Origin of the sequence: Sphingobacterium sp. UME9 (assembly GCF_014170215.1) — a bacterium.
Lineage (GTDB): Bacteria > Bacteroidota > Bacteroidia > Sphingobacteriales > Sphingobacteriaceae > Sphingobacterium > Sphingobacterium paramultivorum.
The window spans coordinates 1,555,894-1,575,325 of the sequence record NZ_LZZP01000003.1 but is presented as its reverse complement, the minus strand read 5'-3'; the positions used below and the strand labels follow the sequence as shown (position 1 = coordinate 1,575,325).

Genomic DNA, 19,432 nt, shown 5'->3' with positions numbered 1-19,432 from the left:
GTTGTTTTAGAATAAATTTTTGAGCTCTTTTAAAGCGTTCCATCTCATTTTGTGGAACGTCTTCCGAAATGATCCCTAGAATAGGAGTTTCGAAAAACGCCAATGGAATGTGTCAACAATCGTTAACTGGTTGCTATCTACGGGTAATCCGGTTACTATTTTAAGTACCTGCATGGCCATCATACTGCCAATAATACCGGGCAAGGGGCCTAGCACCCCATTTTTATCGCAATTTGGAACCTGCTCCGGATCGGGGGGCGTTGGAAAGATATCCAACAGGTTTTTACTACCCTGATAGTTAAAGACAGCCAGCTGGCCCTCAAAACCATAGATGCTACCATATACCAAAGGTTTATCGAGTTGTAGGCAGGTCTGATTAAGCAGGTAGCGCGTTGTAAAGTTATCACAGCAATCGACAATGATATGATAGGGAGCGAGCATTGCTAGCGCGTTGTCAGCATCTATTTTTACCTGAAAGGGTTCAAAATCAATTGTGCTATTGTGCTGTCGTACATAGGCTGTGGCACTTTCTGTTTTTGCTTGGTGTATATTATTTTCGGAATGAATGATCTGTCTATTAAGATTGTGGATTTCAACCCGGTCAAAATCAACCAGCCCAAGTTTGCCTATACCGGCCGCGGCTAAATATTGAACGACAGGACTCCCGAGTCCGCCTGCACCGACGACCAATACCTTGGCATCCATAATCTTCCGTTGTCCGGCAACGCCAATCTCTTCGATAAAAATCTGTCTGCTATAGCGATCAAAAATGTTATCTTTTTTCATGTGTTTAACGTACTATACCGGCATAATTGCTTTCCCAGTCTTTCATCACTGGAGAATAGCCCATTTTTCGGATTTGATTTTTTATTGTTTCCATATCTCTTTCATCACTTACTTCAAATTGTTCCAAAGCTTGCGGATCAACAACATAGCCTCCCGGATTGGTTTTTGAAGCTGCACTCATCGTGGTTACGCCAATAGGTATGATATGATCCCTGAAGGTTTCGTTCTCTCTGGTAGAAATGGAGATTTCCAAATTTTCATTCCACAGACGATATGCGCAGATCAACTGGAGTAGATCGCGGTCTGCCAAATGAAAATTTGGCTCAACAGAACCTGCGGCTGGTCTTAAGCGTGGAAAGGAAATGGAATAGCGTGTTTGCCAATATTGTTTTTGCAAATAGGCAATGTGTGTCGCAGTGAAAAAGCTGTCCACCCGCCAGTCCTCTAGCCCAAGTAATACTCCCAGTCCGATTTTATGGATTCCGGCCCGGCCTATACGGTCAGGCGTATCCAAACGATAGTCAAAATTGGACTTCTTTCCTTTCGGATGATATTGTTTGTAAACTTCCCGATGGTAGCTTTCCTGATAGACCAAAATGGCATAAACCCCAGCGGCCTGTAGTAGTCGGTACTCGGATTCTTCCAGTGGCTGTACCTCAATGGAAATCTGTGAAAAATGAGGTTTTAAAAGCTGAATAGCATTTAGGAAATAATTGATCTCGACCGTTTTGTTGGCTTCTCCGCTGACTAGTAAAATGTGGTTGATTCCCATTGATTTGAGTGCCATTGCCTCCAGTAATAGTTCGGTGTTGCTAAGGGTTTTGCGTTTGATTTTATTGTCCATGCTAAAACCGCAATACGTACAGATGTTTTGGCACTCATTGCTCAGGTAAAGTGGGGCATAGAGCTGTATGGTTTTACCGAAGCGACGTTGCGTGATTTGTTGTGTTTTCTGTGCCATTTGTTCCAGATACGGTGCTGCAGCCGGTGAGATGAGCGCCCTAAAGTCGGAGAGCGTTAAATGGTCTTTTTCTAACGCATGTTGTACATCCTGATTCGTAGCGTCATAAATCTGCGTGTGGACGTCATTCCAGGAGTATTCGTCTAGTATCGTTTTGAAATCTGTCATAAGTGAATCATCAATCAAATAAAAATGAAGTTAAGGGACTCGAACCGATTGCTTGTGATCCGATCTTTCCTAAACCGGCCTCATAAGCCTTTCGTCCAGCGATAACAGCCTCTTTGAATGCTTCGGCCATACGTATCGGATTATTTGAAACTGCAATTGCCGTATTGACCAAGACTGCATCCGCTCCGATTTCCATGGCTTTGGCGGCATCGGATGGAGCTCCGATCCCGGCATCTACAACCACAGGGACATTACTCTCCTCAATAATAATTTCGAGAAAGTCCAGTGTGCGAAGCCCTTTATTACTACCAATAGGAGCACCTAAAGGCATAACAACTGCTGTACCTGCATTTTCCAATCTTTTACAAAGTACTGGATCTGCGTGAATATAGGGCATGACAACGAAACCCAGTTTGGCTAGCGATTCAGTTGCACGCAGGGTTTCAATAGGATCGGGCAGTAAATAACGAGGGTCGGGATGAATTTCCAGCTTTACCCAGTTTGTTTCCAATGCCTCCCGTGCAAGTTGTGCTGCGAGCACAGCTTCTTCAGCAGTTCGTGCTCCCGAAGTATTGGGAAGCAAATGGATTGCCGCCAGATCGAGCGCACTGATGAGACTGTCGTCTGCGCTGGTCTGGTCGATTCGTTTGAGGGCAACGGTGACCAATTGGGAGGCCGAAGCCACAATGGCATCGCTCATTTCTGTGAGATTACCGAATTTGCCCGTACCCAGAAATAATCTGGATTCAAATACGCGATCGGCTATATGTAGGTTGCTCATAATAAAATTTTATTGATGGATGAAACAATGTTTGGAGTCTTGGTTACGATTCCAGAGAGTGCTACACCGTAAACTCCAATTTCTAATAGCTGTTGGATATCTTCAAGTTGGCTTATACCGCCAATTGCGAATATTGGAATAGGGGGCAAGCCTGCTAGGCGGACTTGTTGGATGATGTTTTCATATCCTGTAATCCCCAATAGAGGACTTAGTTTTTGTTTTGTTGTGGTATAGTTGAATGGTCCGAGTCCGATATAGTCACAATGTTCACTTATTCTTTGTTCTACATGCGCAAAGCTATTGGCAGTACCGCCGATTATTTTTCCTGCACCCAATATGTCCCGGGCAGCTGTGACGCTGCAGTCATCCAGTCCCAAGTGCACGCCGTCTGCGTCTATAGCCGCTGCAAGCGAAGGATGGTCATTGATGATACAGCTGGCACCGAATTCGGAACAGGTTTGCTTGATCTGTTCTGCAAGCAGGTATCGGCTCTTTTCATCGGCGTCCTTCCATCTGATCTGTATCCATTTGGCCCCAGCATCCAGCGCTTTCAGTATGTTATTTTTTTGTTCAGTTAATGTTTGTCCCTGCGATATATATTGGAGTTTTTCCATAATTTTTGTTTGCATGCTATAAAATTTTGAACTGGATCAGGGTGCTTCCATAAAGTACCATATAAGGCAATTCCATCTGCACCTTGCTGCATCGGAATAAGACAGTTGCCTTGGTTTATCCCTCCAAGACCGATGAGACCAACAGTAAAGTTGGAGCGTGACGGGAGCTGATCCAGCCTTGCATTATGCACTCCATACCCCACTTTAGAGATGCTCGGAAATAATGGACTTAGAAAAGCATAGGCCCAACATTCATCAAGGCTATTGAATTGATCGATATCATGCACAGATGTTGAACAGATTGTTGTAGGCAGCATTTGATTTGTTGATCTATCCTTTCTATTCTTTTCGTTCATATGAATACGCGCGATTCCGAGCTCAACCGATAGGTGAGGGTGGGAATGTAGGACCAATCTATCCAGGTACGTTGAATCTATAGATTCAACGTACCTGGACATTTGTAGGTCCGTAAAATGATACTTGCGCAAATGCAGGATATCAAGTCCTTCTTTGAACAAAGCATCTATAATCCCTTTTTCAGAAGGGATCGTTTCTGCTGCTGTCAAAGCGATGATCATGAATAAATCTCTTTTCCTTGTGCGATGAATTCCTGCGATTTTTCCAGCATCCCTTGTGCGGCACTATCTCTGATTTCCTGCGTAATTTTCATGGAGCAAAATTTGGGACCGCACATGGAGCAGAAGTGAGCCACTTTGGCCGCATCTGCCGGCAACGTTTCGTCATGATATTCACGTGCGGTATCTGGATCCAGGGAAAGGTTGAATTGATCTTCCCATCTAAATTCAAATCTCGCTTTACTCAAGGCATTATCACGGTATTGTGCACCTGGATGTCCTTTGGCCAAATCGGCCGCATGGGCAGCTAGTTTATAGGTGATTACACCGTCTTTAACGTCTTTTTTATTTGGTAAGCCCAGATGTTCTTTGGGGGTCACATAGCAAAGCATCGCACATCCATACCAACCGATCATCGCAGCTCCAATGGCTGATGTGATATGGTCATAACCTGGAGCAATATCAGTTGTTAAGGGACCCAAGGTATAAAATGGAGCTTCGTCACAACAGGCCAATTGTTTGTCCATATTCTCTTTGATCAATTGCATAGGAACATGGCCCGGACCTTCGATCATCACCTGAACATCGTGTTTCCAGGCGACCTTGGTGAGTTCGCCCAGTGTTTCGAGCTCAGCAAATTGAGCCGCATCGTTGGCGTCCGCAATGGCTCCTGGACGGAGACCATCGCCAAGTGAAAAAGCAACATCATATCGCTTCATGATCTCACAGATCTCCTCAAAATGAGTATAAAGAAAGTTCTCTTTGTGGTGGAAAAGACACCATTTGGCCATGATAGACCCTCCTCTGGAGACAATGCCCGTTACTCGAGATGCCGTGAGATGGATATAACGAAGCAGTACGCCGGCGTGTATGGTAAAGTACGAAACACCCTGTTCGGCCTGTTCAATCAAGGTATCTCTGAATATTTCCCAGGTAAGGTCCTCGGCCACCCCCTTCACTTTTTCGAGCGCCTGATAGATCGGTACTGTACCGATTGGAACGGGCGAGTTACGGATAATCCATTCGCGGGTTTCGTGAATATTTTTGCCAGTGGATAGATCCATGATGGTATCGGCTCCCCAACGACAGGCCCATACCGCTTTTTCAACTTCTTCCTCTATACTTGAACTTACGGCGCTATTGCCAATATTGGCATTAATTTTAACTAGAAAGTTGCGCCCGATAATCATGGGTTCACTTTCAGGGTGATTGATATTATTAGGGATGATTGCTCTTCCGGCAGCGATTTCCTCACGGACAAATTCTGGTGTAATAGCTTTATCATGTGTTCTGGCACCAAAGTTTTGTCCTTTATGCTGATGATCCATTCCGGGGGTGCTGGCCGTGAGCTGCTCGATACGTTGGTTTTCACGGATAGCAACGTACTCCATTTCTGGGGTAATAATGCCTTGCTTTGCATAATGTAATTGGGTGACATTCCTACCGGCAGAGGCTACTTTCGGTTTATGGCTATACGCAAATCGGAGTTCATCCAACGTTGGATCAGAAAGGCGTTTTTGTCCATATTCAGAGCTGATGTTAGCCAGCTGTATGACATCCTGACGATCCAAGATCCACTGATCGCGAAGGCGAGGGAGGCCTTTCCGGATATCGATATGGACGGTGTCATCCGTATAAGGTCCAGAAGTATCATAGATTGTTACCGGCGGATTAATTTCTACCTCTCCATTCGTTAATTTGGTTGGACTCAAGGAGATTTGACGCATAGCGACTTGAATAGGAAATAGTTTTCCGGATACAAAAATTTTCTTTGCATTTGGAAAGGGTGATTGCGTAATTGTTTCAGCTGTCATTTTTTCTGTATTGGGTGAATTACTCGGTTGATTTTTTGGAAATGGCTATCCGCCCTGAGATGCGGTAATTAAGATAATCTGATCGTAAGGTTTAAGTGTTGTCGTAGCCCAGTCCTTTTTGGGGATGACTTTGTTGTTGATGGCCACAGCCACACCCTGAGTTTTGCCAGATAATTCCAAAAGCAACAAGCCTTCAAGTGAAGTAAGTGGGGGGTCGAAAAATCGAATCTGATGGTTTATTGTAAGTTCCATTCCTTAATTTTTTTGGTAAAACTTTAGGAATGGCTACACAAAGGCACAGCAATGCACCTTGTAGACAGCTCACTTTTCCCTACGCCAGTATGATCCGGATCAGGTTATAAGGGTAAAATCTCAGCCTGCACGAGCAGACACCCCTAAAGTTGCGACTAAGATAAGGTTATTTTTATGAAAGTTGCAAGAATTTTATTTTGCAGACTTAGGCATATTGTGCAGGAAAGTACAGGTCAGTATGTGGGAAATATTTGATATATTAGTTTTTTGAATCAGCTAAAACAATTTAACAACCACCAAGAATAGTATTTTTTAATGCGTAGGATTTTATTGACAACACTGTTGTGTATCGCTAGCAACACTTATGCCCAATCTAAAAACAACTGTAGCGTCGTGCAGTTGACATGCGAACATTTGGTCAATCCATTGGGTATTGATGCAATTCACCCGAGACTTAGCTGGCGACTTGAGGACCAACGTAAAGGTGCGGTACAACAAGCTTATCAGATCCTTTTAGGGCAAGATTCGCTGGCACTGCTGAAAGAGACAAAAGATAGCTGGGATAGTGGCAAACAGCTCAGTTCTTCCATGTTAGTGCCCTATACCGGCACACAGTTAAAGCCACAGACTAAGTACTTCTGGAGGGTTAAAGTATGGGATAAGGATGGTGTATCAACACGTTCTGAAATAGCATCTTTCGAAACAGGAATGATGGGAATGGACCTTTGGAAAGGAAAATGGATCAGCGACAATAAGGATATTCATGCGCGGGAAACGCCTTATTTTAGAACAGAATTTAAGGCAAATAAGCAGATAAAATCTGCCCGCGCATATATTGCCGCAGCAGGATTATATGAACTTTCCATTAATGGCCAGCGCGTTGGCGACCATCGTCTGGATCCAATGTATACTCGATTTGACCGACGCACATTGTATGTCGTGACGGACGTAACCCAGCAGCTTCAAAAAGGAGAGAACGCCATTGGCGTTGTTTTGGGGAATGGCTGGTATAATCATCAACCACTGGCCGTTTGGAACTTTGATAAAGCACCATGGCGGGCCCGGCCAACATTCTGTTTAGAACTGAAAATCGTTTATATCGATGGAACGACGGAAACCATTGTTTCGGATAAGCAGTGGAAGACAGCTTCGGGACCAATCACTTATAATAATATTTACACTGGTGAGCATTACGATGCAAGACTGGAAATACCGAACTGGGATAAACCAAAATACGATGATTCGGCCTGGCAGGCTGTTCAGTATAGAAATGCGCCATCTGCACATATCGTTTCCCAACAGATGGTACCGATTCGGCTCGTGAAGTCCTATAAGCCAAAATCAGTGACAAAGATAGACCAACGTACCTATGTGTTCGATATGGGCCAGAATATGGCCGGGATTACAAAAGTTAAAGTGAAAGGAGCTGCGGGTACTATTCTGCGTATCAAGCATGGTGAGCGGTTGTTGGCGGATGGGCATCTTGATCAGTCCAATATTGATGTTTATTATCGGGGCGATAAGGAAAAGGAGCCCTTTCAGACCGATATATTGACCTTAAGTGGTCGCGATGATGAGTTTATGGCAAAGTTCGGTTACAAAGGGTTTCGTTATGTCGAGGTTAGCAGCAGTGCCGCAATTGCATTGGATAGTTCGGCTGTGACCGCCTATTTTATGCATAGTGATGTGCCTGCTATTGGACAGCTCAAGACATCATCAGCGTTGGTCAACAAACTATGGACAGCGACCAACAATGCCTACTTGTCCAATTTGATGGGCTATCCTACGGACTGTCCGCAGCGCGAAAAGAACGGTTGGACAGGGGATGGGCACCTTGCGATTGAAACAGCTTTATACAATTTTGACGGGATAACAGTTTATGAAAAATGGATGGCGGATCATCGTGATGAACAACAGGAGAATGGTGTCTTACCCGATATTATTCCAACTGGCGGATGGGGCTACGGTACCGCAAATGGTTTGGATTGGACAAGCACCATTGCCATCATTCCATGGCAGATTTATCAGTTTTATGGAGACCCACGTGCATTAGAAGAATGCTACCTAAATATCAAACGCTATGTCGATTATGTAGACGGAATCAGCCCGTCTGGGTTGACAACGTTTGGGCGTGGAGACTGGGTGCCGGTGAAGTCACAGTCCAATCTGGAGTTGACCTCATCTGTTTATTTTTATGTGGATGCAACCATCTTGGCTGCTGCGGCCAAATTGTTTGGATACACAGCAGATCAACAAAAATATGAACTGCTAAGCGAAAAAATTAAGACGGCTATCAACGCTAAATTTTTAGATGCTTCCAAGGGTGTTTATAGCAATGGAACACAGACCGAACTGAGTGTACCTCTCTATTGGGGCGTTGTACCCAATGAAATGAAAGCCCGTGTTGCCGCCAACCTGAATAAGAAAGTGGAAGAGACCAACTTTCATTTGGATGTAGGCGTATTGGGTGCTAAAGCATTATTGAATGCGTTAAAAGATAACGGTTATGCAACGACAGCCTATAAGGTCGCGGTACAAGATACCTACCCGTCTTGGGGATGGTGGATTGTAAATGGAGCGACAACATTGTTGGAGAACTGGGATTTAAAAGCAACACGGGATATTTCAGACAACCACATGATGTTTGGCGAAATCGGTGGTTGGTTTTTTAAATCTATCGGCGGGATTCTTCCAGATCCTAAACAACCTGGATTTAAACATGTGCTCTTAAAACCCATCTTCCCCCAGGAATTGAAAGAATCTTCTATTTCTTACAATTCACCCTACGGTAAAATTGTTTCCGAATGGAAGTTAAAGGATAAAATGATCGTATATAATATCCAAATACCTGCTAATGCGACGGCAACATTTTATCCACCGGATAATGTTAGAAGCAGCGATATCGTCCAATTGGAGGCTGGTAAACACAGGCTGGAGCTGAAACTCAAGTAAGCATAGGCTCCGACTTGTTGTTTCGTTGTCTTGACTGTTGGTTTTATTCTTTTATGTAATAATCTATTGGAGGGCTTTTGCGAGTTTACCAAGCTGTTTTAATTTTAAGGCGAGTTCATTGCTCCAGGGTAAGCCAATACAGAGACGCATGCAATGGTGAAATTGATCCTGCAAGGTGAAGATCCTTCCCGGTGAAATGCTAATCTGTAGTTTAAGCGCATAGTTGTATAGTATGCCTGTATCGATGTGTTTTGGAAATTCAACCCATAGGGCGAGTCCGCCCTGTGGGCGGCTTATTTTAGTACCTTCCGGAAAATGGTCCACGATGATAGCGGCATACTGCTGGTAGTTTTCTGTTAATGATCTACGGAGTTTACGTAGGTGGTTTTCATACTTTCCTGTTAATAGAAAATTTCCCACCGCCTCGTTGATGATCGCTGTAGATGATAGGGAATGGATCAGTTTTAGTTTGATAATCTGCTCCTTGTATTTTCCAGGAGCGACCCATCCGACACGGAAACCCGGAGCCAATGTCTTTGAAACTGACCCGCACCAGAGTACATTGCCATCGAGGTCAAAAGATTTGCAGCATTTGGGACGTTGGGTGCCAAAATGGAGGTCGCCGTAAGTGTCATCTTCGATCAGCGGAATACGATGTTTTGCTAGCAGTGATACAATTTCCCGCTTGTTCTCATCCGGCATACAATAGCCCAGAGGGGTGTTAAAATTGGGAACCAGTAAGCAGACTTTGATTTCGGGCAATAGCTTTTTGAGGGCTTCAATGTCTATTCCCGTAATGGGGTCAGTGGCTATTTCCAGCACCTTAAGTCCCAGGCTAACGGCAAGTTGGAGGATACCCGGATAGCAGGGGCTTTCAAGAGCCAGTGTATCTCCAGGTTTGGTTAAGGCCATCAGACATAAAACCAAAGCATTCATACAGCCGTTGGTGGTAACGACCTCATCTTCGTTTAGATTTCCACCCCAGGCCAATGAACGTACAGCTACCATACGACGTAATTTTATATTGCCCTGCAAGGGCTCATATGCTGTGCCACCATCGCTGAGCTCCTGTGTAGCGAGGACGATTTCTTTTTTCAATTTTGCGGTAGGCAGGAGGCTTCCCGAAGGAACACCGATCGAAAATAAGGTTAAATCCCGGCGCCCCATGGTTGAATACACCTTATTCATTAATTGATCTGGTTCTCGGTTATTGGCGATTGGAATAGGTTGACTGGCTGCGGCCAAAGGAAGCTGCATATAGTTTGGAGGACTAACGAAGTAGCCGGACTGAGGTTTGGAGCGTATAAGTGAACGTCCTTCCAGCTCTAGAAATATCCTTTTTGCTGTATTTATACTGATACCGTGTTCAGCACTTAGATTTCTCACTGAAGGTAGTTTCTCGCCGGCTTTTAAGACACCTGAATTAATCTTATTGGCAATATTGTCTGCTATTTCATTATACAAATAATCTTTTTTCATAAAATAAGGATTAATATCTGTCTTCAAAGGTAACTGTGTCCATTGAATTATCAAAAACTGTGACTGTGCTTAGTTCTTGTAATGGACGAACTTTGTGTAAAAGGTTGAAACATGGCAGAATTAAGTATAAGTAAATTACAAGAAAATACCGCCAGCGGTTGGTTAAACGGTTTTATTGGGGTGGTATTATTTAGTGGTTCGTTGCCGGCAACACGAATGGCGGTTTTAGCATTTGACCCCGTATTTGTGACGCTAGCCAGAGCTTCGATTGCAGGTATATTGGCACTGGTAACATTGATGGTTTTTAAGGAAAAACGCCCAGAAAGAAAACAATTGGGTTCGCTATGCATCGTTGCAATAGGATGTGTCGTTGGATTTCCCTTACTGAGCGCTTTAGCCCTGCAGCACATCACGTCTGCGCACTCCATCGTTTTTATCGGTATTTTGCCCGTATCGACAGCCGTATTTGGTATTATACGCGGTGGCGAGCGTCCGAAGCCAATCTTTTGGCTGTTCTCTGCTTTAGGGAGCCTACTGGTGATCGGCTATGCGCTGGCACAAGGACTAACAGCCTCACCTTTAGGTGACGTTTTAATGATTTTATCGGTCATTCTCTGTGGTTTGGGCTATGCTGAAGGCGCTAAATTGACCAAGACGCTGGGTGGTTGGCAGGTCATTTCCTGGGCCCTGGTTTTGTCGCTACCGCTGATGTTGCCACTTACTTTTATCTATCTTCCATCCACTTTTGATGCTGTACCTATGGGCGCCTGGGCTAGTTTAGCCTATGTTTCTTTGTTCAGTATGTTTATTGGCTTTGTTTTTTGGTATAAAGGACTCGCCCAAGGTGGCACGGCGACCATCGGACAGTTACAGTTATTACAGCCATTCTTTGGTTTGGCTTTAGCCGCCTGGCTTCTTCATGAACAAGTCAGTGTTGGCATGCTTGCTGTAACAGTTGGTGTTATCCTCTGTGTCGTAGCTACGAAGAAATTTGCCCAATAAATGCATTAGAAAAAGAGAACTGGTTTATAGGTTCTCTCGGAAAACCATAAATTTATTAACTTTAACTTTTAGGGCATCGTTCGAGGTGTATTTGATCGAATGATGTCTATTATCTTGTATTGACAAAGACAACATCGTATGATTTTACCGTTTGAACCTTATAATCCGATATGGAAAGCGAATTTCGACAGCATTCAAAATGAACTTCTTGCATTGTTGAAACCTATAAGGTCGAGGGTAGATCACATAGGCAGTACGGCCGTTGAGGGATTGTCTGCCAAACCAATCATTGATATATTGATCGGTCTTGAGGAAGAAAATGACCTTGATCGCATTCCGTTCCTGTTGCAGGGTAAATGCTATGTATATTATGAAAAATATAATGAGGATATGCCTTACAGACGTTTTTTTGTCGCCCTGATTGATCGGCCTGAAGCATTGGGGTTGCCAGAGCACATTGCACCCGACGATGAAATTCCAGTACGATTGCATGATCATTCGCTACGGATAGCGCATATTCACAGCATACCGTTGCAATCAGAACACTGGTTGCGCCATATAGCGTTTCGCGATTATCTGCGTGTGCATGAAGAAGTAAGAGTTCATTATCAGGTAATTAAAGAAAAGTTGGTCCTTCAGCAATGGAAAGATGGGAACGACTATAATGACGCCAAAGATGAATTTTTGAAAGAGCACGAAGCAAAAGCTATGGAATGGTACAAAAAAGTTTACGGAACAATAAAATAGTAGAACAATGGAACGTTACACAAGGTCGTGTGGATGCTTCGGATTAAATTGGTCAGAAATTTATCCGAGCGAATTCTGCATCTGCCCGGGACAAAATTACACCTTAATAATTTAAGGGTTTATATTTCGCTTTACTTTTAATAAAGTAGCTGACTTACTACGATCAGGCGCATCTTCCTCACTATTGCCAATCCCTGATGGGTGGTGTCCTTACTTCTCAAGGACCTTTTTTGATAATATCAATTAAGAATTAAAGTATTTCTTTTATAATTAATAACTACAAAACAATTGTCCATGTAAACTTGTTGTCTAATAGGTGGTTCTATCGTTTTTACGCTAAGACTACCCAAAATAGATCGATGTACTGGCATATCACACGAAAATACGAAGAGACTCTCTGCTACACTTCAAAAGGACACTAATTTTTAAAACATATGAAATCGAAGTCATTTTTAACCGCAATTGTCTCAAGCTTCTTATTGTTGGCTTGTAGTACCTCTACAAGGATAACAGATATCTATAAAAATAGAGATCTGACTCCAAAACAATACCAAACAATATTCATTATTGCGATGACAAACCATGCTAAAGCAAAGGATGTCATTGAATCCAATTTGGCTGAAGCGGCTTCCATGCATGGCTACAAGGCTATTAAAAGTACTGATGTTTTTAAACGCACGTTCACCAAAGATGAAAGTCAAAATAAAGATTTAGTGATGAAAGCAGTACACAGTCTGAATGCGGATGCTATTTTCACTGTTACCCTGATCGACAAAACCAGCGAGACCCGATATGTACCGGGAAGTGGACCTTATATGCCTTATCCGAGGTTTGGATGGTATGGTAATTTTTGGAGCTATTACTCCCATTGGTACCCGATTGCATACGATCCGGGATATTATACCACGGATAAAATGTACTATCTGGAAAGCAATCTATATGACGTTAGTTCCGAACAACTGGTTTGGAGTGGTCAGTCTGAAACAATCAACCCTTCCAGCTTAGCTGATTTTTCTAAAAGTTATACGAAAGCCCTTGTAAAGGCTCTAGAAAAGGATATGTCCACTAAATAACCATCGATAAAAGTATATTTAAAAGCTAGCTTTAAATTAAATAGTTGTATTGGTATATAATTATTCTTTATATTGACGATGTAGCCTCGTTAAATGTTTTTTATAGTATATTTGTAAACTAATTTGTTGTAATGTTGTTATATTGACAAGCAATAAAGTTAGTTCAAATAAAATGAGGTAATGAGGTACAAATTATATAGAGAACAACAATTGGCCTGCGATTTGGATACCGCTTGGTCTTTTTTTTCTTCACCCATGAATCTTTCAGAAATTACACCAAAAGATATGGGGTTTGTTGTCGTCTCAGACTTTCGTCGGCAAGAAATTGCTGAGGGAATGATCATTGATTATTTGGTATCTCCGATCCTTCGGTTTCCGCTGAAGTGGAAGACCAAAATAACGCAAGTGGAAAAGAACAAAAGTTTTACTGATTTTCAACTAAAGGGACCTTATGCCTATTGGAATCATTTTCATGAGTTTATTCCGAATGAAAAAGGAGTGCTTGTGAAAGACAGGGTAGACTATGAATTGCCTTTGGGAATTCTAGGCACAATTGCGCATGGAATTTTTGTTAAAAACAAGTTAGAGGAGATCTTCGATTACCGTTATCAGGTTTTAGAAAAATTATTTAATCAAACTAAGAATTAGTGATAACGAGTCTATTGCAGTTCACGTGACTGGTGAGAAGGAGGTCAGATGAGCTTTTAAACATATTTTATGCTGTATACAATGAAGAAAATCTATCAAATAACCAATGGAATTGCTTTGGTCATCACGGTGATTATTAATTACCTATCCAATACGGGAATTTTTAATGGGGAGACCATGGCAACGGTTTCTGCTAAATATCAAAACCTATTTACACCCGCGGGATATGCCTTTACCATATGGGGCCTCATCTATTTAGGGTTGTTTGGATTTGTAATTTATTTTGGTCCTTTTGTCAGACAGACAAACGAAAAGGAAAAAGTAGTTTTAAAAGTCGGATGGTGGTTTTTGATTTCTTGTCTAGCAAATAGTCTATGGGTCATTACCTGGTTGTATGACTATACCTTTTTAACTATTTTATTAATGATCTTACTTTTTGTGTCGCTATTAAAGATAATTCACCATACTCAATCTATTGCGTTTCATGCTGCACGCAGCAAGCGTATATTTCTTAAGTTCCCTTTTCAACTTTACGCAGGATGGATTTCAGTGGCTTTGATTGCCGACATTGCAGCCTATCTCACGAAGATAGGCTGGGACGGTTTTGGATTATCAGCTACAACATGGGTTATTATCATGTTTGCAATTGCATTGATCATTCACTTATTGATGATATGGCAACGTCATATGCCCTTATTTGGACTTGTAGCTGTATGGGCTTTAATAGCAATTTCAGTTGCTAATAAATTAGTTAATAGCACTGTATATATAGCGGCTATAATAGCGGCTCTTATTGTTTTGCTAAATGTAATTGTATACTATATCCAGTATCGTAAGCGACTGCCTGTCTAGTGCTTACTGGTAAATGATAGTGGTTTGGCAATCAAAGTTTAAGCTTTCCATAGTATTGTAGTCAGCTGCTATTTTATTGCTGATTCCGCAATCAATAGCTTTTGAAATTCTTTTCCGATAAAGGGATTGATGACATGCTGAAATCCTTTTTGCAGCGTAAAGACAGTGATAGTCGCATCAGACTCCGGTGAATAGATCACATCTGTTCCCCACCAACCGCCATGATAGTAAGCGTTGAACCCCATGTCAAAATGATAAATTCCCAAACAGTATTTCGATTTATCTGGTGGTAAGACGTAGGTATGCATCGCTTCAAGAAGTTGTTTATCCTGAATGATTTTTCCGTCAAATACATATTGGAAAAATAGGGCTGCCTCTTTGGCTGTCGCTGCTATCCCACCGCCTCCGTACAGATCCCAAGAAGGATCAATGGCATACGAGTCCCAGTTGTACTTGCTTGCGTACTGATGGGCGAGAGGCAGGGTGTTTTCAGGATATTGTTCTACGTTTATAAACCATGTCTTTGTTAGGTTTAATTCTTTGTATCTAAGTAAGTTTTGGATGGCTGCATAGAATGGCTGCTGTGTTTTTTGCTCAATAATTTCGGTAAGAAGTAAATAATTAATATCAGCGTAACTAAATTTTTCACCGACAGGCTGAGGGTTTCCGATATCGATGGATCTTTTGATCTGTTCGTCTTTTTTCCACTTATATTTAGGATGTTGATTGACGAATTCAAAATAAGCTTCATCTACATAATCTTGAATTCCCGAAGTGTGTGAGAGCAAATTCTTTATCGTAATTACCGCTAGATTATAACCATCGCTTTCAAATAAATGACGTGTTTTTTTTGATAATAAATTTGCAATTGGTTGATCAATAGAAAGTTCACCTTTTTCCACCAATCTTAGGATTGCTGCAGCGACATAAGGTTTCGTGTTGCTTGCAATCAAAACAGGCTGTTGGTCTTCTAACGATTGGTTCGTGCTGGTGTCTGCTACACCTTTTGCATAGCTCCAGGAAATATTATGTTTCGGTGCTTCTACATGAACAATAATCCCTACTGCATCCTTATTTTTATCATAAATTGAATCTACTTTTTGCTTAAAAACGGTCTGTAATTGAGCAAATCCGATCAACGGAGTAAACAAGGTATTTAATAACACTATTTTTTTCATATGTTCTTTTCTAAACATTGTGCCTCAGACTCAAAAACTTTCTGAGCATTTGCTAAGTATATTTCTTTACTACTTCACTAGCAATCGCCTCTGCAGCTGCGAATGCATCTACGTCGCAGTAGGGGTAACGGATTTCGTTGCCTGTTGCGCTTGTGAAAATAAGAATTAAAATAATAATCTTTATGGTTAAATATATGAAATAGTACATCGGGCTTATCTAATAAACTGAATTTGTATTTATTGATGTTTTGTTTTGAAGCGAAATGCCTTCGATTTGACAATAGGAGGTTGATTTTTATACATTATTTATTTTAATATCTTTGCGGTGTCAAATTATTAATTATTAATGAAAAGAAATTATTTTACACTCTTTATGACGGTGGCTTTTGCCTCGATGTCTTTTGCACAAACGAATACAGCAGTTGAAGCCAAAGTTGAGGATCACCAGTTTGCCTACAATATCCTGACCAATATGTCTTACGAAATGGGAATCGGAAATAAAACAACATTGCGCTTTTCAGGACCTTTATCGGGAAGTTTATTATACAGTAAAACATCGATAACGATTAACGAATATCATCATGAAGATTCTGAGTGGGGATATGCATTTCGCCCAGTGGTCGATATGCAAGTGCGACATTATTATAATTTAAATAAAAGGCTTCAGAAAGGGAAAAAAATAGCACACAATTCCGGCAATTATATTGCAGGGGTGCTTGGAGCTGCTGGTCCGTCCATATTGAAAAGTGATAATATGTATGTTGCTGATTTCACCCTAACTTTAGGCGCAATGTGGGGTATACAGCGAACTTATGGCGAGCGTTTTATGATAAATGTAGGTATCGGGCCAGGTGTGAGTTTTTATGACAGCCAAAGCGAATTTACACCTGTTGGCGGTATAACGGTTGGATTTAGATTGGGAAAATAGATAAATAATTCCCATTTCTTTCCCAAATTGATGGATAGGTTTAGATTATTATAACATTTTAAATCTTAAATCATATGGTCAATTGGAATTTAGTAACCGGCAAGGGTGAAAAACTTTCTTCCCAGGATGTCAGAAGGAGTATTTTAACTTTTATCATAAAAAATCATCCTGGGAATCAGGTTGAGTTTATCGAAAAAAAACGCAGTTCATATCGAATAGATATCAGGGGTGGAGATGCTCTTATTTTCGATTTCAATGGACAATTTGTGAGAACAGATCGTGACTAGCCCGCTTCGATGATCTGAAATAGACTTCATATCTTAAAAAAGGGGCAGGAGCTTAGCTTTATGCTCCCCCCTTCAACGGTAATTATCTTTAGTGGTTTGACTTTTTTGTCTTAATTCCTTCCACCTGCAATTTTATTCGGGGGTTATTATATATTCTTTGAAACTTTAGCTTTCTTTTCTATCATTACGCCAGTTTATTTCTTGTCTTATGCAAAGCTTATTCAATGTATAAAATATTAGATTTACAGTGTAAAAGAAGCTTATTGGAAGGACATGAGAAAAGTAATTGCAGCATTCAATATGACCCTTGACGGGTTTTGTGATCATACAGCAGGCATTCCCGACGAGGAAATACATCTTCATTATACGCATCTGTTAAATAACGCTGATGTCATTTTATATGGTAGGATTACCTATCAGCTTATGAAATATTGGCGGCCTTTTGTGAAAAATCCCTCAGGTGAAAAATCAATGGATGACTTTGCATTGGCTATCGATAAAATTCCAAAAGTTGTTTTTTCAAATAGCCTAAAAAATGTAGACTGGGCGAGTGCAAAATTGGCAGAAGGGATGCTAAAGGATGAAATATTGAAATTGAAACAGCAAGCCGGTAGAGATATTTTGGTTGGGAGTCGAAGCTTAATTGTCCAGCTGATGAATCTCAATTTGATCGACGAACTTCAATTGTGCATTTATCCCGTTGTGGTAGGAAAGGGGCTTTCACTATTTGAACATATAAGCGATAGAATAGTTTTTAAACTATTAAAAACAAGGTGTTTCTCTGGTGGTTCAGTCCTCCTGTACTATCAGTACAATCCAACATCTACTTCCTCATAAATTATTCCCTCGGGAAATATCGGCAACACAGCGGGAAATTCAGATACCTACAGCTCCTCCCATGAAATTTACATTTGTAATGTAATTTAAAAAGAATTCATTATGAAACATAAACATTCAATTTTGTGGGCTATGGCAGCAATACCTTTGCTAATTATCGCTTGCAATAAAAATGATGCTATGCCATCAATGTCGGCGACGACTATCACGATAGAAAATGTATTGGATTCAAAACCATTGGTCGAGTCCGGTAGTTTTAAAAACACTGGTGCTTCGCCAGTGGTTATGCCTGGCGAAGCAATTTCCATTAAGTTTTCTGCAGCCAAAGGACAAGCGCTGAGCTTTGCAACGATGTATGGTTGGTCGAATGACTTGTTTTTTGCTCCCGCAAATCCTGGCATAAAGCTGTATCAGGACAATGGAACTCCGGTTGAGGGCGATGTTTCTGCACAGATCAAATTATGGGATAATGGTACTCGTATCAATCAGATTCCAGGTGCAGCTGTAATTCACCCGGGAACAACAGAAACTGCTCCAAGAGCTATTATTGAAGTAAACGGAACCGATGCACAGGGCAATACTTATGCTCCAGCTTCTACTTTAATGAAAGCAACACTTCATTATGAAGGTAATTCCAATTTTACACTTATAATCACTAATGTTTCGGGCGGTACGACCAATCCGACCCCCTTCAGTCCCGGAGTTTGGGCGATTTCATATAGCGTGGGAGGCAACCTGTTAAATCCTAATCCATTATTTGAAGTAGGAAAACCAAGTGTAAATGGCTTGACAAATATTGCGGAGATGGGAGACAATAGCGTGTTGGGTAATTACATTAATACGCAAACAGGTATTTTTACACCATTATCTCCAGTTTTGGTGGTGCTATATAAAGGCATCGAAAACCCAATATATAAAATCGGTGAAAATGACCGTGGTAAAGGACTGAAAGATTTAGCGCAAAAAGGTGATGCATCGGGCCTGGCGGCTTATCTTAAAACACTCTCCGGTGTAAAAGCGGTTTATATCCTTCCGGCGGCTAGCTCAACAGTATTACTTCCTAAAATCGGAGCGCAGGCAGGAAGTAGCGTTTCACAGCGGTTAAGTATAGCAAGTGGAGATCGAATTGCCATTGCAAGCATGTATGGCCTTTCCAACGATTGGTTCTTTGCAACAAAAGATAATGGAATTGATGCAACAGTAAAAGGAGAGGTATCCTATTCAATCGGATTGTTTGACAATGGGACAGCGATTAATCAGTTTCCCGGAGCCGGCAATGAGCAAGCAGGATTAGGCGGCACTCCTGTGACCGAACGTAAACCAATTGCAGAAGTGCCTAATCCAAATGGGTTCACCACACTGCCATCAATTTCTAGCATTATTAAAGTAACAATCAACTAATTTTTGAGGCCGGTTATACGAACGAAAATCTCATGGCTATTATTGTTCTTATTGGAGACAGGACAATCAGCAACCTATTTCATGCAGTGGCTAAAGT

The 19,432-nt window shown here is 41.5% G+C and carries 19 protein-coding genes and 1 riboswitch; of the genes, 10 read left to right on the top strand and 9 right to left on the bottom strand.

Annotated elements, in window-relative coordinates:
* Window positions 1-75 precede the first annotated feature (75 nt).
* From A9970_RS08355 to thiS, 7 genes are read right to left on the bottom strand one after another with little or no spacing between them, the layout of a single operon-like run.
* Window positions 76-786, bottom strand: a complete 711-nt coding sequence (locus tag A9970_RS08355) for a HesA/MoeB/ThiF family protein (RefSeq protein ID WP_182981953.1) — start codon at window positions 784-786, stop codon at window positions 76-78.
* A gap of 4 nt (window positions 787-790) precedes the next feature.
* Complete coding sequence (gene thiH, locus A9970_RS08350) at window positions 791-1,915, bottom strand: 2-iminoacetate synthase ThiH (RefSeq protein ID WP_182981952.1); 1,125 nt, start codon at window positions 1,913-1,915, stop codon at window positions 791-793.
* 10 nt (window positions 1,916-1,925) lie between these two features.
* Entirely contained in the window at window positions 1,926-2,696 is a 771-nt protein-coding gene (locus A9970_RS08345) for a thiazole synthase (protein ID WP_182981951.1), read from the bottom strand.
* Complete coding sequence (locus A9970_RS08340) at window positions 2,693-3,325, bottom strand: thiamine phosphate synthase (RefSeq protein ID WP_220801540.1); 633 nt, start codon at window positions 3,323-3,325, stop codon at window positions 2,693-2,695. Before A9970_RS08340 ends, A9970_RS08345 begins: the two co-directional genes overlap by 4 nt.
* The gene (locus tag A9970_RS08335) at window positions 3,271-3,888 is read right to left on the bottom strand and encodes a thiamine phosphate synthase (protein WP_182981950.1); all 618 of its coding nucleotides are present in this window, start codon (window positions 3,886-3,888) and stop codon (window positions 3,271-3,273) included. The genes A9970_RS08340 and A9970_RS08335 overlap by 55 nt, the downstream gene beginning before the upstream one ends.
* Window positions 3,885-5,699 carry a phosphomethylpyrimidine synthase ThiC gene (thiC, locus tag A9970_RS08330; protein ID WP_182981949.1) on the bottom strand — a complete coding sequence of 605 codons (1,815 nt, stop codon included), beginning with the start codon at window positions 5,697-5,699 and terminating at the stop codon, window positions 3,885-3,887. The genes A9970_RS08335 and thiC overlap by 4 nt, the downstream gene beginning before the upstream one ends.
* Window positions 5,700-5,744: 45 nt before the next feature.
* The gene (gene thiS, locus A9970_RS08325) at window positions 5,745-5,951 is read right to left on the bottom strand and encodes a sulfur carrier protein ThiS (RefSeq protein ID WP_153846774.1); all 207 of its coding nucleotides are present in this window, start codon (window positions 5,949-5,951) and stop codon (window positions 5,745-5,747) included.
* A 59-nt stretch (window positions 5,952-6,010) separates the two neighbouring features.
* A riboswitch (TPP riboswitch) is annotated at window positions 6,011-6,106 on the bottom strand.
* Between the two features lie 160 nt (window positions 6,107-6,266).
* Between thiS and A9970_RS08320 the strand changes: the two genes are divergently transcribed.
* On the top strand, window positions 6,267-8,903 hold the full coding sequence (locus A9970_RS08320) for an alpha-L-rhamnosidase (RefSeq protein WP_182981948.1): 2,637 nt from the start codon (window positions 6,267-6,269) through the stop codon (window positions 8,901-8,903).
* A 63-nt stretch (window positions 8,904-8,966) separates the two neighbouring features.
* On the opposite strand, the gene A9970_RS08315 is transcribed toward A9970_RS08320, so the two are convergent.
* A complete protein-coding gene (locus A9970_RS08315; protein WP_182981947.1) occupies window positions 8,967-10,382 on the bottom strand; it encodes a PLP-dependent aminotransferase family protein in 1,416 nt (471 codons plus the stop codon).
* A gap of 111 nt (window positions 10,383-10,493) precedes the next feature.
* Here A9970_RS08315 and A9970_RS08310 point away from each other — a divergent pair, with 111 nt between their 5' ends.
* The 5 genes from A9970_RS08310 to A9970_RS08290 all read left to right on the top strand — a co-directional run bounded on the left by A9970_RS08310 (window position 10,494) and on the right by A9970_RS08290 (window position 14,704).
* Window positions 10,494-11,384, top strand: a complete 891-nt coding sequence (locus A9970_RS08310) for a DMT family transporter (protein WP_120332814.1) — start codon at window positions 10,494-10,496, stop codon at window positions 11,382-11,384.
* Window positions 11,385-11,522: 138 nt separating this feature from the next.
* On the top strand, window positions 11,523-12,131 hold the full coding sequence (locus tag A9970_RS08305; RefSeq protein WP_182981946.1) for a GrpB family protein: 609 nt from the start codon (window positions 11,523-11,525) through the stop codon (window positions 12,129-12,131).
* Between the two features lie 434 nt (window positions 12,132-12,565).
* Window positions 12,566-13,204, top strand: coding sequence for a hypothetical protein (locus tag A9970_RS08300; RefSeq protein ID WP_182981945.1), 639 nt, complete (start codon window positions 12,566-12,568; stop codon window positions 13,202-13,204).
* A 180-nt stretch (window positions 13,205-13,384) separates the two neighbouring features.
* Window positions 13,385-13,852 carry an SRPBCC family protein gene (locus A9970_RS08295; RefSeq protein ID WP_182981944.1) on the top strand — a complete coding sequence of 156 codons (468 nt, stop codon included), beginning with the start codon at window positions 13,385-13,387 and terminating at the stop codon, window positions 13,850-13,852.
* Window positions 13,853-13,933: 81 nt separating this feature from the next.
* Window positions 13,934-14,704, top strand: coding sequence for a tryptophan-rich sensory protein (locus A9970_RS08290; protein WP_182981943.1), 771 nt, complete (start codon window positions 13,934-13,936; stop codon window positions 14,702-14,704).
* Between the two features lie 68 nt (window positions 14,705-14,772).
* Here A9970_RS08290 and A9970_RS08285 read toward each other — a convergent pair whose 3' ends face one another.
* Window positions 14,773-15,882, bottom strand: a complete 1,110-nt coding sequence (locus A9970_RS08285) for a serine hydrolase (RefSeq protein ID WP_182981942.1) — start codon at window positions 15,880-15,882, stop codon at window positions 14,773-14,775.
* Between the two features lie 346 nt (window positions 15,883-16,228).
* On the opposite strand from A9970_RS08285, the gene A9970_RS08280 reads away from it, so the two are divergent.
* The 4 genes from A9970_RS08280 to A9970_RS08265 all read left to right on the top strand — a co-directional run bounded on the left by A9970_RS08280 (window position 16,229) and on the right by A9970_RS08265 (window position 19,335).
* Window positions 16,229-16,810 (top strand): hypothetical protein, encoded by a 582-nt coding sequence (locus tag A9970_RS08280; RefSeq protein WP_182981941.1) that lies wholly within the window; start codon window positions 16,229-16,231, stop codon window positions 16,808-16,810.
* A 74-nt stretch (window positions 16,811-16,884) separates the two neighbouring features.
* Window positions 16,885-17,097 carry a PepSY-like domain-containing protein gene (locus A9970_RS08275; RefSeq protein WP_075993143.1) on the top strand — a complete coding sequence of 71 codons (213 nt, stop codon included), beginning with the start codon at window positions 16,885-16,887 and terminating at the stop codon, window positions 17,095-17,097.
* Between the two features lie 273 nt (window positions 17,098-17,370).
* Complete coding sequence (locus tag A9970_RS08270; RefSeq protein ID WP_182981940.1) at window positions 17,371-17,934, top strand: dihydrofolate reductase family protein; 564 nt, start codon at window positions 17,371-17,373, stop codon at window positions 17,932-17,934.
* A gap of 102 nt (window positions 17,935-18,036) precedes the next feature.
* Entirely contained in the window at window positions 18,037-19,335 is a 1,299-nt protein-coding gene (locus tag A9970_RS08265; protein ID WP_182981939.1) for a spondin domain-containing protein, read from the top strand.
* Window positions 19,336-19,432: the final 97 nt, after the last annotated feature.

What these genes read in the sequence shown, in the direction of transcription:
- A9970_RS08355 (WP_182981953.1), bottom strand. Translation starts at nt 786, where the DNA reads ATGAAAAAAGATAACATTTTTGATCGCTATAGCAGACAGATTTTTATC.
- thiC (WP_182981949.1), bottom strand. Translation starts at nt 5,699, where the DNA reads ATGACAGCTGAAACAATTACGCAATCACCCTTTCCAAATGCAAAGAAA.
- A9970_RS08270 (WP_182981940.1), top strand. Translation starts at nt 17,371, where the DNA reads ATGAGAAAAGTAATTGCAGCATTCAATATGACCCTTGACGGGTTTTGT.
- thiS (WP_153846774.1), bottom strand. Translation starts at nt 5,951, where the DNA reads ATGGAACTTACAATAAACCATCAGATTCGATTTTTCGACCCCCCACTT.
- A9970_RS08285 (WP_182981942.1), bottom strand. Translation starts at nt 15,882, where the DNA reads ATGAAAAAAATAGTGTTATTAAATACCTTGTTTACTCCGTTGATCGGA.
- A9970_RS08290 (WP_182981943.1), top strand. Translation starts at nt 13,934, where the DNA reads ATGAAGAAAATCTATCAAATAACCAATGGAATTGCTTTGGTCATCACG.
- A9970_RS08315 (WP_182981947.1), bottom strand. Translation starts at nt 10,382, where the DNA reads ATGAAAAAAGATTATTTGTATAATGAAATAGCAGACAATATTGCCAAT.
- A9970_RS08280 (WP_182981941.1), top strand. Translation starts at nt 16,229, where the DNA reads ATGAAAAGAAATTATTTTACACTCTTTATGACGGTGGCTTTTGCCTCG.
- thiH (WP_182981952.1), bottom strand. Translation starts at nt 1,915, where the DNA reads ATGACAGATTTCAAAACGATACTAGACGAATACTCCTGGAATGACGTC.
- A9970_RS08320 (WP_182981948.1), top strand. Translation starts at nt 6,267, where the DNA reads ATGCGTAGGATTTTATTGACAACACTGTTGTGTATCGCTAGCAACACT.
- A9970_RS08265 (WP_182981939.1), top strand. Translation starts at nt 18,037, where the DNA reads ATGAAACATAAACATTCAATTTTGTGGGCTATGGCAGCAATACCTTTG.
- A9970_RS08275 (WP_075993143.1), top strand. Translation starts at nt 16,885, where the DNA reads ATGGTCAATTGGAATTTAGTAACCGGCAAGGGTGAAAAACTTTCTTCC.
- A9970_RS08340 (WP_220801540.1), bottom strand. Translation starts at nt 3,325, where the DNA reads ATGCAAACAAAAATTATGGAAAAACTCCAATATATATCGCAGGGACAA.
- A9970_RS08295 (WP_182981944.1), top strand. Translation starts at nt 13,385, where the DNA reads ATGAGGTACAAATTATATAGAGAACAACAATTGGCCTGCGATTTGGAT.
- A9970_RS08300 (WP_182981945.1), top strand. Translation starts at nt 12,566, where the DNA reads ATGAAATCGAAGTCATTTTTAACCGCAATTGTCTCAAGCTTCTTATTG.
- A9970_RS08335 (WP_182981950.1), bottom strand. Translation starts at nt 3,888, where the DNA reads ATGATCATCGCTTTGACAGCAGCAGAAACGATCCCTTCTGAAAAAGGG.
- A9970_RS08345 (WP_182981951.1), bottom strand. Translation starts at nt 2,696, where the DNA reads ATGAGCAACCTACATATAGCCGATCGCGTATTTGAATCCAGATTATTT.
- A9970_RS08305 (WP_182981946.1), top strand. Translation starts at nt 11,523, where the DNA reads ATGATTTTACCGTTTGAACCTTATAATCCGATATGGAAAGCGAATTTC.
- A9970_RS08310 (WP_120332814.1), top strand. Translation starts at nt 10,494, where the DNA reads ATGGCAGAATTAAGTATAAGTAAATTACAAGAAAATACCGCCAGCGGT.